At 59.9% G+C, this 17,496-nt stretch carries 14 protein-coding genes; 9 read left to right on the top strand and 5 right to left on the bottom strand.

Going from position 1 to position 17,496, the window contains the following annotated elements; genetic code table 11:
- Positions 1-223 precede the first annotated feature (223 nt).
- The gene (locus tag SB772_RS17860) at positions 224-1,726 is read right to left on the bottom strand and encodes a DUF3300 domain-containing protein (RefSeq protein WP_410834546.1); all 1,503 of its coding nucleotides are present in this window, start codon (positions 1,724-1,726) and stop codon (positions 224-226) included.
- 1,248 nt (positions 1,727-2,974) lie between these two features.
- On the opposite strand from SB772_RS17860, the gene SB772_RS17855 reads away from it, so the two are divergent.
- Genes SB772_RS17855 through fabI form a run of 4 tightly spaced genes read left to right on the top strand, consistent with a single transcriptional unit; the run spans position 2,975 to position 8,297 of the window.
- On the top strand, positions 2,975-5,311 hold the full coding sequence (locus SB772_RS17855) for a DUF3141 domain-containing protein (RefSeq protein WP_410834545.1): 2,337 nt from the start codon (positions 2,975-2,977) through the stop codon (positions 5,309-5,311).
- 49 nt (positions 5,312-5,360) lie between these two features.
- Complete coding sequence (locus SB772_RS17850; RefSeq protein WP_410834544.1) at positions 5,361-6,299, top strand: phosphate acetyltransferase; 939 nt, start codon at positions 5,361-5,363, stop codon at positions 6,297-6,299.
- A gap of 4 nt (positions 6,300-6,303) precedes the next feature.
- The gene (locus tag SB772_RS17845; protein ID WP_410834543.1) at positions 6,304-7,485 is read left to right on the top strand and encodes an acetate/propionate family kinase; all 1,182 of its coding nucleotides are present in this window, start codon (positions 6,304-6,306) and stop codon (positions 7,483-7,485) included.
- Between the two features lie 29 nt (positions 7,486-7,514).
- Complete coding sequence (gene fabI / locus SB772_RS17840) at positions 7,515-8,297, top strand: enoyl-ACP reductase FabI (protein ID WP_410834542.1); 783 nt, start codon at positions 7,515-7,517, stop codon at positions 8,295-8,297.
- A 91-nt stretch (positions 8,298-8,388) separates the two neighbouring features.
- On the opposite strand, the gene SB772_RS17835 is transcribed toward fabI, so the two are convergent.
- The 3 genes from SB772_RS17835 to ppk2 form a co-directional block, all read right to left on the bottom strand.
- Positions 8,389-8,556, bottom strand: a complete 168-nt coding sequence (locus tag SB772_RS17835) for a hypothetical protein (protein ID WP_410834541.1) — start codon at positions 8,554-8,556, stop codon at positions 8,389-8,391.
- Between the two features lie 112 nt (positions 8,557-8,668).
- Positions 8,669-9,667, bottom strand: a complete 999-nt coding sequence (locus SB772_RS17830) for a hypothetical protein (RefSeq protein ID WP_410834592.1) — start codon at positions 9,665-9,667, stop codon at positions 8,669-8,671.
- An 820-nt stretch (positions 9,668-10,487) separates the two neighbouring features.
- Positions 10,488-11,303, bottom strand: a complete 816-nt coding sequence (gene ppk2 / locus SB772_RS17825; RefSeq protein WP_410834540.1) for a polyphosphate kinase 2 — start codon at positions 11,301-11,303, stop codon at positions 10,488-10,490.
- Between the two features lie 315 nt (positions 11,304-11,618).
- Between ppk2 and SB772_RS17820 the strand changes: the two genes are divergently transcribed.
- From SB772_RS17820 to SB772_RS17810, 3 genes are all read left to right on the top strand, one after another.
- Positions 11,619-12,299 carry a hypothetical protein gene (locus tag SB772_RS17820; protein ID WP_410834591.1) on the top strand — a complete coding sequence of 227 codons (681 nt, stop codon included), beginning with the start codon at positions 11,619-11,621 and terminating at the stop codon, positions 12,297-12,299.
- 415 nt (positions 12,300-12,714) lie between these two features.
- Positions 12,715-13,302 (top strand): YSC84-related protein, encoded by a 588-nt coding sequence (locus SB772_RS17815; protein WP_410834539.1) that lies wholly within the window; start codon positions 12,715-12,717, stop codon positions 13,300-13,302.
- 637 nt (positions 13,303-13,939) lie between these two features.
- Positions 13,940-14,332 (top strand): DUF2252 family protein, encoded by a 393-nt coding sequence (locus SB772_RS17810; RefSeq protein ID WP_410834538.1) that lies wholly within the window; start codon positions 13,940-13,942, stop codon positions 14,330-14,332.
- Between the two features lie 188 nt (positions 14,333-14,520).
- Here SB772_RS17810 and SB772_RS17805 read toward each other — a convergent pair whose 3' ends face one another.
- Positions 14,521-14,832, bottom strand: a complete 312-nt coding sequence (locus tag SB772_RS17805) for a hypothetical protein (RefSeq protein WP_410834537.1) — start codon at positions 14,830-14,832, stop codon at positions 14,521-14,523.
- 473 nt (positions 14,833-15,305) lie between these two features.
- Here SB772_RS17805 and SB772_RS17800 point away from each other — a divergent pair, with 473 nt between their 5' ends.
- Positions 15,306-16,763, top strand: coding sequence for a sensor histidine kinase (locus tag SB772_RS17800; protein WP_410834536.1), 1,458 nt, complete (start codon positions 15,306-15,308; stop codon positions 16,761-16,763).
- Positions 16,760-17,383, top strand: a complete 624-nt coding sequence (locus tag SB772_RS17795; RefSeq protein WP_410834590.1) for a response regulator transcription factor — start codon at positions 16,760-16,762, stop codon at positions 17,381-17,383. Before SB772_RS17800 ends, SB772_RS17795 begins: the two co-directional genes overlap by 4 nt.
- Positions 17,384-17,496 lie beyond the last annotated feature (113 nt).

Below are 17,496 nucleotides of genomic sequence, written 5' to 3'. Positions count from 1 at the left end.
AACTGAATGCTCGAAACCGACATGTCGAACGCGGGCGAGCACGAGTGGATCTGTCTTAACCATTCGTCGAGCATTCTCGAGCCAGGCAGCGCTTCGGCTCCCACTTCGCAGGTGGAAACTGATTCTCCAACCATCACGCGCGTGAACGCCGCTCATGCAGTGGGCCCAGAATGGCCATATCAAATGTTGATTCAGCTGGGATCACCTCCCTTCGTATGACGAACTAGCGCCGGCCGCCGTCTCCGCGTGCGCCTCCGCCACCACCACGGGCTGCGCCGCTCCCACGGTTATAGTTCGAGGACTGCGCGCTCGCTTGCCCGCGATTGTAGTCGCGCTGCGGCGCGGTGCCTCCGCCGACGCCCTGGAATGCCGAGTCGCGGCCGCCTCCCGAGTAACCGCCGCCACTTCTGTCAACGGCTTGTGCGTTTGACGAAACGGCACGAGTGGACGTTTGCGCGCGATTGCTCGCCGCCGTACTTCGATCGGACGTCTGTGCGCGATTGCTGGCTGTAGCACCTCGATTGGACTTGTTGGACTGATCGCTGACACCCGCGGTATTCGTTCGGCCTGCGCGGTTGGCCGCGGTCACGTTGTTCTGGCGACCCGTGCGATTTCCGGCTTCCGCCCGGTTGGCGACGCTCGGACGCTCGGTAGCGCCGCCGGTGCGACCTCGATAGTCGCGTCGCGCGTCGGCGCCCTGCATACCCTTGGCGTACTTGTCACGCGTCGCGTTGTCGCGATAGGCGACACCCTGACGATGTCCCGCGTCGTGCTTCCACTTGCCGCCCTCTACCTTGGTACGGTCGAAATTGCGGTCGATGTTGACGGCCTTGTTCACGTTGATGTTGACATCATTGTTATTCCAGTTGCAATTGCCGAAGAGTGCGCCCGCTGCCGCGATGCCGAGCCCCCACGCGAACCCGCTCGCGAGAGCTGCGCCGGGGTAATAGGCCGGATACGGCGGCCAGTAGGTCGGCGGGTAAGCTGGAGCGCTCCAGCCGCCGTAGACGACGGTCGGGTTGTAGGAGGGCACGTAGACGACCTGGGGATTGGATGGCTCGATGCGCACGATGGTTTGCGGCGTCTGGCCGGCCTGGCCACCTTGTGGGCGCTGGCCGCCTTCACTCGGGGCCGGCGCTTCGACAGCCACCTTCTGTTGCGCGTTAGACGTCAGGTGTCCGGCTTTTTGAGCACGCACCCTTAATCGCTGCACAGCGTCAAGCACGTCCTTTTCATTCGCAAGGAACGCATCTCCGAGCCTCTGGGTCCAGTCGAGCTTATCGTTCATTGGTTCCAGCACCTGTGGAAATGCCACCAATGACTTCACGCTGACGTCCCACGGCTGGTCCTGCACCGCTTTCACAGCAGCTTCACCCTTCAGATCCCTGTGCGTTTTCACCCAGCGGGCAGCATGCACGATTTCGAGCGGATAGGTCGACGCCATCAGGATTTGCGATAACAGCGAGTCGGGATAGAGCGCGATCGGCGCGACCAGCGCCTCGATTTCCTCCGGTGGAAATTGCTGGGCCTGAGGCTCGGGCGCTGAGGCTGGGAGTGGCACAGACGCTGCGGCCGCAACAGAGGCTGCAACTGGAGCAGAGGCCGGGGCTGCGGCCGGCGCTGAAGCGGGCTGTGTCTGAGCCTGCTGATCCTGTTGCTTCGATGGGCAGCCCGCCAACAGGACGACGAGGCTGGTGCTTAAGAGTCGTGCAATCCTTCTCGTCATGGCCACTCTCCGTTCGTTCCATCAGGCAGCAATTTGTTCGTAGGCTTCAATCTCACAGAGGCGGATGATCAGGCGGATGAATCCGGTGGCTGGTCGAGCACGGCGACGTTGCACTGTGCGCAGATGATGGAGTACATACTAGATTAGTACTTGCCGTACGATCGGTACAGTTAGATGTTTTGTGATCGAACATTGCCAGGCCGGAAAAGACCGGACGCACAATGCACTCCTTCGAGGTGTTGGCGCGAGCGCGGTGTGTTCAATTAGAGTCGTCTAGATGAAGGAGAGCAACGCGGTGGGTCAACAGGACGTTCGTCTTTCGCGTCGTCTTCCATCTCGCATAAGTTCACACGATCACCTTTACTGAAATAATCCGGCCAACCAATTCGCTTTGCGCACCGGATATCATGCGTGTTTCCGGTAGTGGATGCCATGTTCGCCTCGTTCGTCTGTGAGGATCGGGAATCGGGCAGCGATGTCCATCGCGTGCGCTGGACTGCCAATAACGGGACTGAAGCTCGCAGTTCTTCTGCAGAGGGTCCGGTCAAGCTAAAGCGTCCTCGTCCGTCAAGTTGACGGGCGTAGACTACCTGTGTGTCATACGAGTAGTTATCCTTATTTAGATAACTTTGTCGCCGGCTGTGACCAGTCCAACCATGCCATGTGAAGAAACGTCTCTGGAGTGCGGCACGATGACATGCCGCGTTGCGCCCACAGCCGCGACGCAAGCCCCGACGTCGGCCGGTCGCGCACCTCGAGTCGGGTAATCGAGCGAACAGGGCAACGGCGAATTTTTGCTCAAAAGTCGCGGAAAGATGCGCTCTACTTATCCGATGTTTGAAAGGGCCGCCACAATGTCGACACACTTCTGTCACAGTGCCCGGGATAGCGTATAAGAGCGCAACCTTTTGCCAGATAGGTTGCCGTCCGGCGGCGGGTGCATTCATCGACAGAGAGCGTAACGTTGCCAATGGGACTTTGGTCCAATAGCGGCCGCCGATTATGCGATACACAATGGCCTGCGCAATGTCTGCAATGCGGGTGCACGCGGTCATGCTTCCCGAAGACGTTATCAGCATGCTGGCGACGTCTCTGCCTGATTTTTCCCGGAGCAGCGCATATCGCAATTGCACCAATGATAGAGAACGTAGATGTTCGTTCCAGACCGTTTGCTCAATGTCGGCGTCATTGAAGGCTGGACCGTTTCGCGATGCGGACCCGTTGGCCGTCGGATGAGGAGGTTATGCCATGATTGATGCAACCCGTCAGTATGCATTCAGCCAGGAGCTGGGCACGAAGGTCGCCAGGCTCTTTCAGAAGCGCACGGAGCTGGCGCAGAAGCAATTGAGTCAGCGTGCCTGCAATGCGGCGACGCGTCCGGGTGCGGACGGAGAGGCAATCGTTTCGAGCCGGGTTTGGGCCGCCGCAATGAACCCGTTGAACTGCTACCGCTATGCGGTCGATCTCGCCCAGCGTTCGATCCTTTTTGCGGACACGCTGCGCATGCGCGGGAACAACTTCGTCGATCAGGCGTCCCGCGGGCTCCAGCCTGTGCTGCATTTCGACTACGAAATGCTGCTCGACGGTCGCACCTTCCCCCGCCCCGTCAACTACGCCCTGTTGGGCATCCGGCCGCCAGAGGGCACGAAGATCGACTTGCACAAGCGCCCGTACGTGATCATCGATCCCCGCGCGGGTCACGGTCCCGGCATCGGCGGCTTCAAGGACGACTCGCAAGCGGGGGTTGCGCTGAAGGCGGGGCATCCCGTCTACTTCGTCGTCTTTTTCCGCGACCCTGTGCCCGGCCAGACGCTGCTAGACGTTTGCGCGGCCGAACAACAGTTCGTCAGAAAGGTCTGCGAGCTGCACCCGGACAGCCCGAAGCCGGCGATCGTCGGCAATTGCCAGGGCGGCTGGGCCGCGATGATGGTGGCCACTTCCGACCCGGAACACACTGGTCCGCTCGTCATCAACGGCGCACCCATGTCCTACTGGAGCGGCGCCTGGAGCGAAGGCGAGGGCGACAATCCCATGCGCTATTCCGGCGGCATGCTGGGAGGCACCTGGCTGGCGTCGCTGACGGCCGATCTCGGCAACGGCAAGTTCGACGGTGCGCATCTGGTGCAGAACTTTGAGAACCTCAATCCGGCCAACAGTTTCTGGGACAAGTATTACCACCTGCTAGACAACATCGATACTGAACCGCCGCGCTTCCTCGATTTCGAACGCTGGTGGGGCGGGTACTACCTGATGAACCGCGAAGAGATCGAGTGGATCACGCGCAATCTCTTCGTCGGCAACAAGCTTTGGTCAGGGGAAGTCAGAGGCGCGGGCGGCGCGGCGTTCGATCTTCGCGACATCAAGTCTCCGATCATTCTGTTTGCTTCGCTCGGCGACAACATTACACCGCCGCAGCAGGCATTCAACTGGGTCGCCGACATCTACGGCAGCACTGAAGAAATCAAGGCGCGCGGTCAGGTGATTGTCGGGCTCATGCATCAGAGCGTCGGCCACCTTGGCATTTTCGTCTCCGGCAAGGTGGCGAAGAAGGAGCACGCGCAGATCGCGTCTGTGCTCGAGTCGATCGAAGCGTTTCCGCCCGGACTTTACGGCATGGAGATCACCGAGCGCGAAGGAGCCAACGGCAAGCTCGAATACGAAGTGGAGTTCCGCGAGTATCGGCTAGAAGAAGTCGCCGAGCACTTCAACCGGTTCGAGCGCGTCGATGAGGCGCCTTTCGAGGCCGTCGAGCGTATCTCCGAACTGAATCAGCGCGCCTATGAGTTCTTCGTTCAACCATTTGTGCAGGCCATGTCGAACGAAACGACGGCCACACTGCTGCGAACGTTTCATCCGCTGCGCGCGCAGCGATGGGCATTCTCGGACCTGAACCCCTGGTTCGCATGGCTTGGGCCGGCCGCGGACGCGGTCCGGGCTAATCGCCACGGAGAAGGGGACAACCCGCTGCGGCAGTTCGAGCGGTACGGTTCAGAAATTATCAGTGCGTCGCTCGATTTCTATCGCGCGATGCGCGATGCGGCGACGGAAAGCGGTTTCTTCTCGCTCTACGGCAACATGTCTTCCGTCTATCAGGGCGGGCGCAACGATGCGCGCCAACAGGCTGTCCAGATGAAGGCGGATCCGCGAGAGCTGTCGTTCGTCAAGGATGCGTTGTCATCGATTACGGAGGGCGGCTACACGGAAGCCGTCGCGCGCGTGGCCTGCCTGCTCGCGCGCCACGGCGAGCCGTTGCCGCTGGCGCGGCTTGCGTTGCGGCAGGAGCTGGCGAAGGAATATGCGCAATACCTGCCTCAGCTTCCTGGTGACCAATGGCGGCGCATTCGTGGGGAGCAGGAAATCATTGTGCGCTATGAACCGGATCAGGCACTTGCCACGCTGGCCGTTCTGGTTGATGACCCCGACGACCGCCTGAAGCTCCTGACGCTGGTGGACAAACTGCTCGCCGACACGCGCGTGCAGGGCATGGAGCCGACCGCCGCGCAACTGGGCATGCTTGACAGCATCCGTTCCTCGCTGCCCGTCAAGACGGGACGCGGGACCAGGCCGCCCGCATCCGTACACTGAATTCGTAGGATTTCGGCCGTCAGCCCGGACTCCGGGCGAAGGAGATGTCATGGATCGCGAGCATGAGAAGTATCAGCGGCTGATCGACTTTTGCCGATCGCAGCCTCCGATTGCCACGGCTGTAGCGCATCCGTGCGATCGCAGTTCGCTGGAAGGCTCGATACAGGCCAAGGAACTGGGGCTGATTACACCCATCCTCGTGGGGCCGAGCGCACGCATTCTGGAGGTGGCCGCACTGGAAAACCTGAACATTGCCGATTGCCCTATAGTGGACGTGCCGCATAGTCACGCCGCCGCGGCGAAGGCCGTCGAGTTGGTGCGCGAGGGCAGGGCCGAAGCGCTGATGAAGGGCAGCCTCCATACGGATGAACTGATGGCTGCCGTGGTCAGTCGCGAAGGCGGGCTGCGCACGGCGCGCCGCGTGAGCCACTGCTTTGTGATGGATGTTCCCCGGCACGAAAACGCGCTCATCATCACGGACGCCGCAATCAATATCGCGCCCACGCTCGCGGAGAAGGTCGACATCCTGCAGAACGCAATCGACCTGGGTCATGCGCTGCGCTTGCAGGAAGTACGGGTGGCCATCCTGTCGGCGATGGAAACGGTGAATCCGAGAGTGCCGTCCACCATCGAGGCGGCCGCCTTGTGCAAGATGGTCGACCGCCATCAGATCACGGGCGCGCTGGTCGACGGGCCGCTGGCGCTCGACAACGCGATCGATCTCGACGCTGCGCGCATCAAGAAGATCGATTCGCCCGTGGCCGGGCGCGCCAATGTGCTGATGGTGCCCGATCTGGAGGCGGGCAACATGCTTGCAAAGAGCCTGTCGTTTCTCGCAGGCGCTGACGCGGCCGGCATCGTACTTGGTGCGCGCGTACCGATCATACTGACCAGCCGTGCCGATTCCGTGATAACGAGGCTGGCGTCGTGTGCCGTGGCGTCGCTCGTTGCCGCCAGACGTAGGGAAGAAGCCCGGGTGCTGGGGTGATGCGATGGCTGACGTCATTCTCGTACTCAATGCCGGCTCGTCCAGCATCAAATTCAGCGCATTTGACGCGCGGTCCACAGATCTGACGCTTGTTTTTCGCGGCCAGATTGAAGGGCTCTTTTCCGCACCTCGCTTTACCGCACTCGACCAGGACGGTAAGGAAATCGGCGTCAACGACTGGGGCAATGGCCGCCTCGAACACGAGGACGCAGTTGCGCACATCGGGCAATTCCTGCGCAGCCATCGCGAAGGTAATCGTCTCGTAGCCGTTGGCCATCGCGTCGTGCATGGTGGACAGCGATTTTCGCGGCCCGTGCTCGTGACCCCGGACGTACTCGACGAACTGGACAAGCTCGCCCCGCTCGCGCCGCTGCACCAGCCGCATAACCTGAAGCCGATTCGCGTTATCGCCGGGCAGAATCCGGCCGTACCGCAGGTCGCATGCTTTGACACCGCGTTCCATGCGACGCAGCCGGAGCTTGCGCAGGCGTTCGCGCTGCCCTCGTCGGTGACGGAGCGCGGTGTGCGGCGTTACGGTTTCCACGGCTTGTCGTATGAATATATCGCGCGAACCCTGGCGGAGGTTTCACCCGATGCTGCGAGGGGTCGCACGGTTGTCGCGCATCTTGGCAATGGCGCGAGCATGTGCGCGATGAGCGCCGGGAACAGCATTGCCAGCACGATGGGATTCACGGCCGTGGACGGGCTGCCGATGGGCACGCGTTGCGGAAGTCTCGATCCTGGCGTGATCCTCTATCTGCTCGATGAACTGAAGATGGATACGCGCGGCGTAGAAGACCTGCTGTACAAGCGGTCAGGGCTGCTAGGCGTGTCCGGCATCTCGGGTGACATGCGCACGCTGCTCGGCAGCGCCGATGCGCGCGCCCGATTCGCGGTTGACCTTTACACGTATCGGATCGGCCGCGAACTGGGTTCGCTCGTAGCTGCGTTGCAGGGGCTCGATGCGCTGGTTTTCACGGCGGGCATCGGCGAGCATGCGGCGGAAATCCGGCGGCGCGTCGGCGAGGAGGCGCGCTGGTGCGGCATCGAAATCGACAGCGACGCGAACGAAGCGGGCGGTCCCCGGATCAGCACATCATCGAGCAAGGTTGCCGTGTGGGTCATTCCGACCAATGAAGAACTCATGATCGCTCGCCACACCCGGGAGGTGACGGGCGCTGCGTGAATCGTCTGAAAGGACTGAGGAGAGTTGAGATGAGCCTGAACAATCCACACCCGATCCTGAAAGGGGCGAGAGCGCTCGTGACGGGCATCGCCAACGAATACTCGATCGCTTACGGCTGCGCGAAAGCGTTCCGCGAACTGGGCGCGGATCTGGCGATCACCTATGCCGACGAAAAGGCGAAGCATTATGTCGAGCCACTGGCCAGCAGCCTCGATGCTGCCATCTTCATGCCGCTCAATGCATCGCGGCAGGACGAGCTGGACGCAGTGTTCGAGCGGATCCGCACCGAATGGGGCCAGCTCGACATACTCGTGCATTCGATTGCCTGGGCACCGAAGGCCGATCTGCAGGGTGGGCTGCTCAACTGCTCGGCTGAAGGCTTTGCTGCCGCCATGGACATCTCCTGCCACTCGTTCGTGCGGATGGCGCGACTGGCTGCGCCGCTGATGAAAAATGGCGGATCGATGTTCACGATGAGCTATTACGGCGCTAACAAGGTGGTTCCTAACTACAACGTGATGGGGCCCGTCAAGGCGGCGCTCGAAGCCTGCGCACGCTATCTCGCGTATGAACTCGGGCCGCAACGCATCCGTGTGCATGCGATTTCGCCCGGGCCATTGAAGACGCGCGCTGCATCCGGCCTCAAGGATTTTGACTTGCTCCTGACGGAAGCGGCGGAGCGCGCGCCGCTCGGCGAGCTGGTAGACATCATGGATATCGGATTCACGTGCGCGTTTCTTGCGACGCCGTATGCAAGAAGGTTGTCAGGTGAAACGCTATACGTCGACGGCGGGGTTCACATCATGGGCTGACACCGCCGGATCGCGGAAGTAGTAGGCAAGGATGTGGTCAGTCATATCGGCTTTCGCCAGAGGCAAACCTAAGATCGTACGGGAATGCACACTACCGCTGACGACGTTGCGTCCAGTAGACCTCGTAGTAACCGAACTCGCGGTAATCTCGTTTGGCGCCGGCCCAGCGACGCTTCTCGAAACAGCGCCCGGTGTATCCGTCAAGACCGTCCTCGATGCCACCGATGCCACAGAGGCGCACCTTCTCGTAGCGGATCATGTGTCAGAGATGAAGCTGGACTCCTGACGGTCGAGCCTGCCGTGACGCCAGAGTGGCGTAGTGTCGAATTAGGGCAGAAAGACCCTCATGTACGACTCACGGTCCCGAAGCGCTAGAAACTCACCGCAAAGCCGAACGACACGCCATGCACGTTGTGTCCGAATACGTATCGCACCATCGCGCGCGTGCGCGTGATAACGACAGGATACTTGCTGCTATCGAGTTCAAGGCCGACGCCTAACGACGTTAGGTCGTTGAACCCCAGGACGCCGGCGCTGTCGCCAAAATAGTGCGAGTAGGCGGCTTCCAGCACATAGCGGATCGGCCGGTCCAGGGCGTGCCAGCCGGTAGGCGCTCGCCAGCGTGTCCACAAGCTAACTTGCTGCGCCATGGCCGAACCCTGAACAGCCTCCGACGAACCGCCGAAGCTGCGCAGATAGATGTCGGTGGCACGCAATTCGGCATCGATTTCGTAGTTTTCGCGGTAGTGCTCGTAGTCGAGCATGAGTGAGCCACCATAGCCGTACGCATCCAGCGAGCCGTTTTCGAGGAACTGCAGGTTGCTGTCAGTGACGTGATTGAAAATCGACTGCCCCACCTTCAGATCGCTCGAGACACGTCCAATCGTACCGTTCAGGATCGGGCGGAACACCAGCTCGTCCGTGATCCGGAAATCCCAACCGACACCGACGGTGCCACTGAATGTGTTCCATTTTGTCGGCACCGCACGCTGCTCGGTACCATCCGTGGCGAGAAAGATCGGATCGTAACGGCTGTAGGCAAGCGTCCCTTCAAGGTACAACGGAAAGGATTTACTGATCGTGAATCCGCCGCCAAACTGCGTCTGACCGAAACCGGGATTACCGGTAGCGCCGCTATTGACCGACAGGTTACTGGTAGTAACGTCGGGGACCGTCGTGTAGGTCATGATCGCGAGCACGGCGTCGGCGTGCTGCTTCACATTGCCGCCGACCACGGTGGTGCTCGCCGATTGGCTCGGCGCAGCCTGCGCATTTGCCGGGCGGGGTAACAGGGTGAAGGCCAGAGCGGCGCACGCCCAGGCGCACGCCCATGATGCCCAGCAGGACCAATGCATCCGCGGCGCAGGCATTGTCAAAAGACCTCGCCATTTATCCGCGCGATTGCAAGCTGCCACACAGCATACCGATCGCACATGACACACTCCTCTCAGTCAGGTCGTTTTGTTTGTCTTCCACGAGACGGGAATTCCGTGCCAGCACAACAGCTCAAGACCACGGATCTAGCCGTAACGAAATGCAACGTTCGCAGCGTCTGGAGTCAGCTAAATGAGGCCCGAGCAATTGTATCGCTGAACGAGGCGATCGAACTTTTCTGCACCACTTTACGGCGGCCATTGAAGATGATTCAGCGATCTACCTGACTGCCCGATATCGGTCGCCGACGCCAAAAGCCCGATTGATCGGGTTAGCTGGGCTACCGGAGTAGCCTTTTGTGCGGCGTTGATCTGGGGCACCGCGATAGCCGTGACGACGTGGCCGCTCATGCTCAAGATCCGACAGTACCTTGGCGGTCGGCGAGGGTCGGCCGTGACGGTGATGCTGTTGCTCGAAATCGTCATTATCTGCATTCCGGCGTACGGCACCGTACCGACGCTTGCCGACACACAGGTAGTCTACGCCCGTCAACTTGACAGAGCCCTTCCAACCGCGGGCGCGCCGATCTACCGTCGTGAGGTTGTGCGTTCGGGATCACCACCGGAGCCAGCGTCAGGCCGGCAATGACGTCGGGCCTTAGCCACGCTGCCCTGTAGTCGCCAGCCCACTCCGGGAAGGGCAGGCGGACGCTGCCCGTCGACCGCCGTAGTGGAGGGCACATTTCGCGTTCCCTGGCCGGACGAATGTTCCTGTTTCATGGCATCGATGACCTTCGTCTACAGTGAGCCCCCGAGGTCAGAATCGCTCAGCGATGTACTTGAACGGATAGTTCGGTTCCTCATAGCCGTCCGTTTTTTGCCGCTTGGGAAGCGTCACTTTCTTGCGGGGCATCGCCGCGTAGGGAATCCTGTGAAGCATATCGCTGATGATGTTGAGCCGCGCGCGACGCTTGTCATTCGAATTCGCCACGTACCACGGAGTGATCTCGGTGTCCGACGCCTCGAACATTGCGTCGCGCGCACGCGAGTAGTCATACCAGCGGCTATAGGATTTCAGGTCCATATCCGTGAGCTTCCACACCTTGCGCCCGTCGTGGATGCGTGCTTCAAGACGGCGGGTCTGTTCCTCGGGGCTGACTTCGAGCCAGTATTTGAGCAGGATGACGCCGGATCCGACGATCGCCCGCTCGACAAGCGGCACCGCCTTGAAGAAACTCTCCACGTCCTCATCGGAGCAGAAACCCATCACTCGCTCGACTCCCGCGCGGTTGTACCAGCTGCGGTCGAAGATCACGACTTCTCCTGCGGCCGGCAAGTACGGCAGGTAGCGTTGCACGTACATCTGGCTCTTTTCGCGTTCGCTCGGTGCGGGCAGCGCGACGACGCGAAATATGCGCGGACTCACACGCTCGGTAATCGCCTTGATGGTGCCGCCCTTGCCCGCGCCATCGCGTCCTTCGAAAACAATGCAGATCTTGCTGCCCGTTTGAACCACCCATTCCTGGAGCCTGACCAGCTCGACATGCAACTGGAACAACGCCTTTCGATACTCCTTATAGGACAGCGTCTTGTCTTCCCCGGACTGGTCTTTTTTCGCCTGTGTCTTCGCCATTCCCCTGTCTCCATGCGTACGTTGACCTGAGTAACTTTTCGAAGATCCTCTATTAATTTAGACCCCGGCACCAGGCGGGGCCATACAACCTTGGTCCGATATGGTCATCAAATCGAACGCCGTATGCTGCATGCTCCCGCTCGTGGTCAGCTGATGAAGGCGCTCCCCGTTCGCTATGTCGCATTGCGCGTTTCCAAGCCGCGAGAGGAGGCCTCCTCGCTCAACGGCATTCGCTCGGCACGAGGTGTCGAACGCTACGTGCCGGTTCGGCAGGGTAGTGAGTACGATCACGCGCTAACCGCAATCGGAGAGTTCATGTACGCTAATGGTCTGACGGATGAGGAAGACGCCGAAGCGCGCGAGCCGGTTCTGGATACCGTCGACCGGGTGTCGGAACTGTGTTTTGGTCTGTTCATGGCGCTAACGTTCGTCGGCGCCGTGTCGGCCGTGACAGCAGGCGAAGACGCTGGACGAAAAATGCTCTACACGGCACTTGGCTGCAACCTCGCGTGGGGCCTGGCCGATGCTGTGATGTTTCTCTTACGCACGCTGACCAATCGCGGCAGGCGGCTCACACTCGCGACGACGGTAAGAAGCGAGCTGGACGCGGCCGCTGGAGTTCGCGCCCTTCGCGACGCATTGCCAAGATGGATCAAACCCCTGATCGCCGATACGGAACTGGAACTCATCCGCGCGCGCCTCGCTGCCATCACTGCTTTGCCGCGCCGCCCGCGCCTCGTGCGCAATGACGTCATCGGCGCGGTGGGCATTTTCTTGCTCGTGGTCTTCTCGACGTTTCCGGTTGCATTGCCGTTCATCCTGTTCAGGGACGTCCCGACTGCCTTGATCGTGTCGCGTGCACTCACCCTTGCCATGTTATTTGCCAGTGGAGTGGCGCTAGGCAGCCACGCCGGGTACGGCGGATGGAAAACAGGATGCGCGATGGTGGCGCTCGGCGTCGCGCTGACCATGGCAATCATCGCATTGGGTGGATGATGCATGGTCGGCTCCGCCGGATTGCCCAGCTCCCGCCTGACCCGCACGAGTTGAGCTTCTCCGTCAACGGTCCGTCGTGTAGACGGTTTTGGAGATTCGGTTCATGTATGACTCCATTCCTGAATTCCCGGAATGTTGGCTTCCACTTTTTCCGGCTGGCCTCACACGTCAATGCCAGGACTTTTGCGTGACTCTCGCCCGCTGTAAGACCAAGGTCTGATTTCCCAATTGCCCCACCGTGACAAAATGTAATCGGGAGTGTTGCAGCCGCACCCTGGAAACTGACAACGTGATGGTTCGACATGTCCGGCATGCACTGGGCGTCTGTTATGTGCGGCCAGAAGAGTCGGACCGGGCACGGGCAGCCAGACATAGGGACTGGCGATTCGCATCGTAACCACGCTGGAGGTCGATAATGAACAGACGGAACTTTGTGCAAACGATCGCGATTTCAGCCACCGCTGCGAGTCTGGGTATTGCGGGTTGCACTATGACCTCAGGCGGCGGCAAGAGTCCTGAAACCGACGCTTCGAAGCGGCAAGAGATCGACGCCGCGGTGAATGGTACGTTGTCGCGATTGTTCGCGACGGTCAATGGTTCTAGTGAACTCGTATCAAAGGCCCAAGGAGTGCTGGTTTTCCCGACGGTTCGAAAAGCGGCCTTTATTGCCGGTGCCGAGTACGGCGAGGGCGCGTTGCGTATCAGTGACGCGACAGTCGGTTACTACAGCACGGCTGCCGCTTCGTTTGGATTTCAGGCCGGCGCCCAGTCGACCGCAGTCATATTCCTCTTCATGACGCAATCCGCACTGGACAAGTTCCGCAACGCGGCGGGCTGGTCGGTCGGAGGCGACATAGCGGTCTCGATTGTGAAAGTGGGCGCCAACGGCGCTATAGATACAGTATCAGCGTCCTCGCAGGTAGTGGCGCTGGTATTGACCAACACCGGTCTGATGGCGGATATCTCGCTCGCCGGAACGAAGGTGACCAAGCTTGACCTGTAAATTTGCGAGACCGAATTAATCAACGTTGGCGACGGACGGGGAATCGTTTCGCGAATCTGCTATATGGACGGCAGAGTCCGGGACGATAAACGTCCGTGAATTTCGGCATAACGCTGCGCTGAACATCGCTCCGAAAGCAGATTAGGGTGCTTACCGCTCGTGATAGACCAATGTCCTATATCGCCGTTCCGACTCAGGCAACAGGCTTGATTCAAATGGCTAGTCTGCGCATGCGTCGATCGCCTGCGACGGTTGCATCAAGGTCGCCCGTAAGACGGGCTGGTAAGGAAGCGCTGCTGTCGCCCGAGTGGATCGCGCTGTTTGGCGCCAATCGGACGGAGTGAGCTGAACAGCGGGGAATCACTACGCGCAGGGCCCTCAGCTATCCACGTATGATTGCAGCGTCACAGAGCGCGGGAACGTACCTGACTGCAGATGACCGGGGCACACAACGGACGGCTGCTGCGCGACACGGTGCCGAGAGCGTCGCAGGCGGGGTGGAAAGCTTCCGCGGATCGTGAAGATCCGATCGAACTGCTCATCAAGTCCAATGAAGGCCGCATTCCAGCGCTGATACCGATCCGCTTCGAGCATGTCGGCGTCTCCATTCGCGTTCTATCGTGGCTCCGCAATACTGATGGCGGCCAATCTGGCTAGGGCGCCGACCAGCGGCATCCGCGTGCAGGCTTGCGGCGACGCGCATCTGATGAACTTTGGCGGATTCGCAACGCCCGAGCGCAATATCATCTTTGACATCAACGATCTCGACGAGACGCTGCCGGTGCCTTTCGAGTGGGACCTCAAGCGGCTCGCCGCGAGCGTCGTGATTGCCGCACAGCATCTTGGGCTTCCACGCAGCGACGAGGCACGTGTTTCAAGGGATCTCGTGCGTGAATACCGTGAACGGATGATGGACCATGCGTCGATGCGGGCGCTCGATCTCTGGTACGACCGGATCGACTTGCGGAAGTATGGCAGCTTGTTTCTCTGGAAGACGCGAGACCGGGAATCAAGGACGAACCGCCGCTGATCTACCATCCTGACGCGGATGTGGCCCCTGAACTCGAGTCCGGCTATGCCGACGCAATAGCGTCCTACCGCTCAGATTACCCGCCGAGCGCCGTGACGATCGTGATAAGCGGGTCCCGCGTCACCTCCAGGCACCGAGCGATTCAGTCGTGTATGTGCCGGATAGCTTCTGACATCGCAGACCCGGTGTCACGGACACGCGATAGCGCGAGGGGAAAGTTGAGCGAGCGCGGTCGGATGACGTCCGCCGACCGTGCCGCGATGAAAGCCGAGGTCGGCGATACACACGGCCCTGCGGATAGCGGTGATGCCGCACTCGGCCCTTGCGGCAGTCGTCGCGTTCTCGACCGTCGCGTTGATCGACAACGAGCGGGTACCCTGCATGCACATAAAGAAGCCGGAGTGCACGAATACGTCGCCTCGACGAACGGTCGGCTGGCCCTTTACTTTCTGCCGGGCAATGCCCCGGATCTCGATCTGGACGAAGTGGTCGGGAATCATGCCGGGCGCACTGGCACGGCAAGATGTCTTTGATGCAAGGGAGAAAACCTGCGCGAATGCATCGACAGGCAGACTCACCAGAATCAAGAAACTGCCTCAGCTTGTGCGCTCATTCATCCGTGCTTCACCTGTAGCCTGTATGGGCGACTACCGAGTCATTGCTGCGGTGCGATGCAACCCGCCAGACCTCCGCTCGCTATGAAAAAACACAGTGTGGGTGAGTGCCGTCGATATGAAGTGTAAATTCCGTGACGTCCGCCTTGTGCCATCGAACCACTTGGATAACGTCGTGATAATTAACTGGATACGAAATGAAACTGTCCGCGTCTTCGTTATTTTGCCTATACTGTTACCGTTATTACATTTGCCGGATATTCGAGGCAATTTTCACGAAAGTAACCTAGGTCGTTAAATCCAGTAGCTCAGGCGCCGCGGCAGTGTTGAATCAGCGCGAACTGCGTACGGAGAAACCGATGATCAATCCGATCATGCAGGGCAGAGACCTCGCGATAGACGCAGCCACAACGTCAATAGCCTGGTTCGCGCAACGGCGCTATTTTCTTCAAAGTCTTTTCCCCGACATACGTGCTTTGCGAACTAGTGGCGACACGATTTGCAAACGACACGATTCTCATTTGACGACATCGACGCAGGTCTTACTCCCATCCCTTCATCGTGACATTGGCGTGTCGAGCATGCAGGCCACGGCCGACTCGCTTGAGGATGCTGATTCGACGCCGGAATGGAGAGGGTATGTTGTCACGTGCATGTCATGGTTACGGGGAGGCGGCCGCGGTACGCGCCGGATGCTGGACGCAAGGATTCCCTTGAGGGAGGCGCTTGAAATGATACCGGTCCCGATCGTCACTGTCGACCATCGGAACCAGATCACCTTTGCGAACGCTAGAACGATAGAACTGTTCGGCTACACCAGGGAACAACTGGCCGGCGCGTCGACGGAGATGATATTCCCGATTCGTCGTATGTTTGATGACCATTTGGGAGTCGAAGACCGTGGAGACGCAGGCAGAATCGCCAGCGATTCAACGACACAGGTGCTGATCGCGCGACGGCGTGACGGGGTCGATTTTCCTGCGGAAGCCACTACCACGAAATACAGGGCTCGCGGCCAGGTATTGCGGATCACCGTGATATCGGATCGCAGTGCCTCCCAGGAAGTCGATCGAAACCGGAAGGAACTCGCACATCTGGCACGCGTTTCATCTCTGGGGGAACTCGCCGGATCTCTTGCTCACGAGCTGAAGCAGCCACTCACCGCCATTTTGTTCAACGCGCAAGCGGCACAGAAAATCATGGAGTCGGAGACTGCCGACAAAGCGGAGCTCCGTGGCGCGCTGGAAGATATCGTCACGGATAACCGTCGCGCGAGCGAAGTCATCCAGAAGATCCGGACATTGGCGCGGAAAGGCGATATTGAATTGCAACCGCTGGACGTCGGCGACGTCGTACGCGACATGGCTCTTCTTGTGCACAGCGACGCACTGACTCGCGGCGTGCGCACCAGCTTCGACATTTCCGAAAATCTGGCGATGGTTTGCGGTGACAGGGTTCAACTTCAGCAGGTCGTACTGAACCTGCTGTTGAACGCGTTCGATGCGGTTAAGGAGTGTGCTCCCGCGGAACGTGTGGTCGAGACAACCGTGCGCGAAGAACCCGATGGAGGCGTGCGGATTACGGTGAAAGACAGCGGGCTGGGCCTGACCGTTGACAAGCTGGACAAGATTTTCAGGGCATTTTTCACGACCAAACCTCAAGGGCTCGGGCTGGGTCTTTCCATCAGCCGCACGATCGTCACCGGTCACGGAGGCCGAATATGGGCGGAGAACAACAATGGCAAGGGAGCATCGTTCCACGTAACGCTGCCACAGGGAACCAGCTCACGACAGGGCTGCGGCCCACAGCCACCATGAGCCAGTCCACAACTCGTGTTTTCGTCGTGGACGACGACGAACGGGTAGGAAGCGCACTCGCCCGATTGCTGCGCGCCTCGGGCTATCACGTCGAATGCTTTGACAGTCCCGAAGCCTTTCTGGAGAGAACCGATCTGGCGAGCACACCAGCTTGCCTCGTTCTCGATTTGCAGATGCCCGGCATGACGGGGCTGGAGGTGCAGCACAAGCTTGACCACCTCCTTCCCATCGTGTTTCTGACGGGGCACGGCGACGTCGTCTCGAGTGTGGATGCGATGAAAGCCGGCGCATTCGACTTTCTAATCAAGCCGGTGTGCGAATCGCTCATGCTCGCTGCGATAGATCGTGCGCTTAAGCGCGCATGTATAGAGTTTGCGAAAAGAAGCCAAAGGGCGGAGATCGAGGAACGGGTCAATCATCTCACGCGCCGAGAGCGCGAAGTGATGGCACTCGTATTGACAGGTCGACTGAACAAACAGGTTGCCAGCGATCTGGGCGCAGCCGAAAAGACGATCAAGATTCATCGGGCCCGAGTGATGGAGAAGATGAAGGCGAGATCGATTGTCGAACTCGTTCGGCTCGCGGAAAAGGCCGGTGTGCACGCGGCCGACGACGAGTGATTTCCGCGCGGTCTGATCGACACCTCATAAGATGCCTGCTCGAGCTCAACCGCTGTGGCCAATGCCGCTAGTGGACCAAAGCCCTATATCTCATTTTGCAATCTCCCGCTAGG

It is taken from the genome of Paraburkholderia sp. SIMBA_030 (assembly GCF_046535245.1).
GTDB lineage: Bacteria > Pseudomonadota > Gammaproteobacteria > Burkholderiales > Burkholderiaceae > Paraburkholderia.
This window is presented reverse-complemented; position numbering and strand designations above follow the sequence as displayed.

What these genes read in the sequence shown, in the direction of transcription:
- SB772_RS17860 (WP_410834546.1), bottom strand. Translation starts at nt 1,726, where the DNA reads ATGACGAGAAGGATTGCACGACTCTTAAGCACCAGCCTCGTCGTCCTG.
- SB772_RS17855 (WP_410834545.1), top strand. Translation starts at nt 2,975, where the DNA reads ATGATTGATGCAACCCGTCAGTATGCATTCAGCCAGGAGCTGGGCACG.
- SB772_RS17850 (WP_410834544.1), top strand. Translation starts at nt 5,361, where the DNA reads ATGGATCGCGAGCATGAGAAGTATCAGCGGCTGATCGACTTTTGCCGA.
- SB772_RS17845 (WP_410834543.1), top strand. Translation starts at nt 6,304, where the DNA reads ATGGCTGACGTCATTCTCGTACTCAATGCCGGCTCGTCCAGCATCAAA.
- fabI (WP_410834542.1), top strand. Translation starts at nt 7,515, where the DNA reads ATGAGCCTGAACAATCCACACCCGATCCTGAAAGGGGCGAGAGCGCTC.
- SB772_RS17835 (WP_410834541.1), bottom strand. Translation starts at nt 8,556, where the DNA reads ATGATCCGCTACGAGAAGGTGCGCCTCTGTGGCATCGGTGGCATCGAG.
- SB772_RS17830 (WP_410834592.1), bottom strand. Translation starts at nt 9,667, where the DNA reads ATGCCTGCGCCGCGGATGCATTGGTCCTGCTGGGCATCATGGGCGTGC.
- ppk2 (WP_410834540.1), bottom strand. Translation starts at nt 11,303, where the DNA reads ATGGCGAAGACACAGGCGAAAAAAGACCAGTCCGGGGAAGACAAGACG.
- SB772_RS17820 (WP_410834591.1), top strand. Translation starts at nt 11,619, where the DNA reads ATGTACGCTAATGGTCTGACGGATGAGGAAGACGCCGAAGCGCGCGAG.
- SB772_RS17815 (WP_410834539.1), top strand. Translation starts at nt 12,715, where the DNA reads ATGAACAGACGGAACTTTGTGCAAACGATCGCGATTTCAGCCACCGCT.
- SB772_RS17810 (WP_410834538.1), top strand. Translation starts at nt 13,940, where the DNA reads ATGGCGGCCAATCTGGCTAGGGCGCCGACCAGCGGCATCCGCGTGCAG.
- SB772_RS17805 (WP_410834537.1), bottom strand. Translation starts at nt 14,832, where the DNA reads ATGATTCCCGACCACTTCGTCCAGATCGAGATCCGGGGCATTGCCCGG.
- SB772_RS17800 (WP_410834536.1), top strand. Translation starts at nt 15,306, where the DNA reads ATGATCAATCCGATCATGCAGGGCAGAGACCTCGCGATAGACGCAGCC.
- SB772_RS17795 (WP_410834590.1), top strand. Translation starts at nt 16,760, where the DNA reads ATGAGCCAGTCCACAACTCGTGTTTTCGTCGTGGACGACGACGAACGG.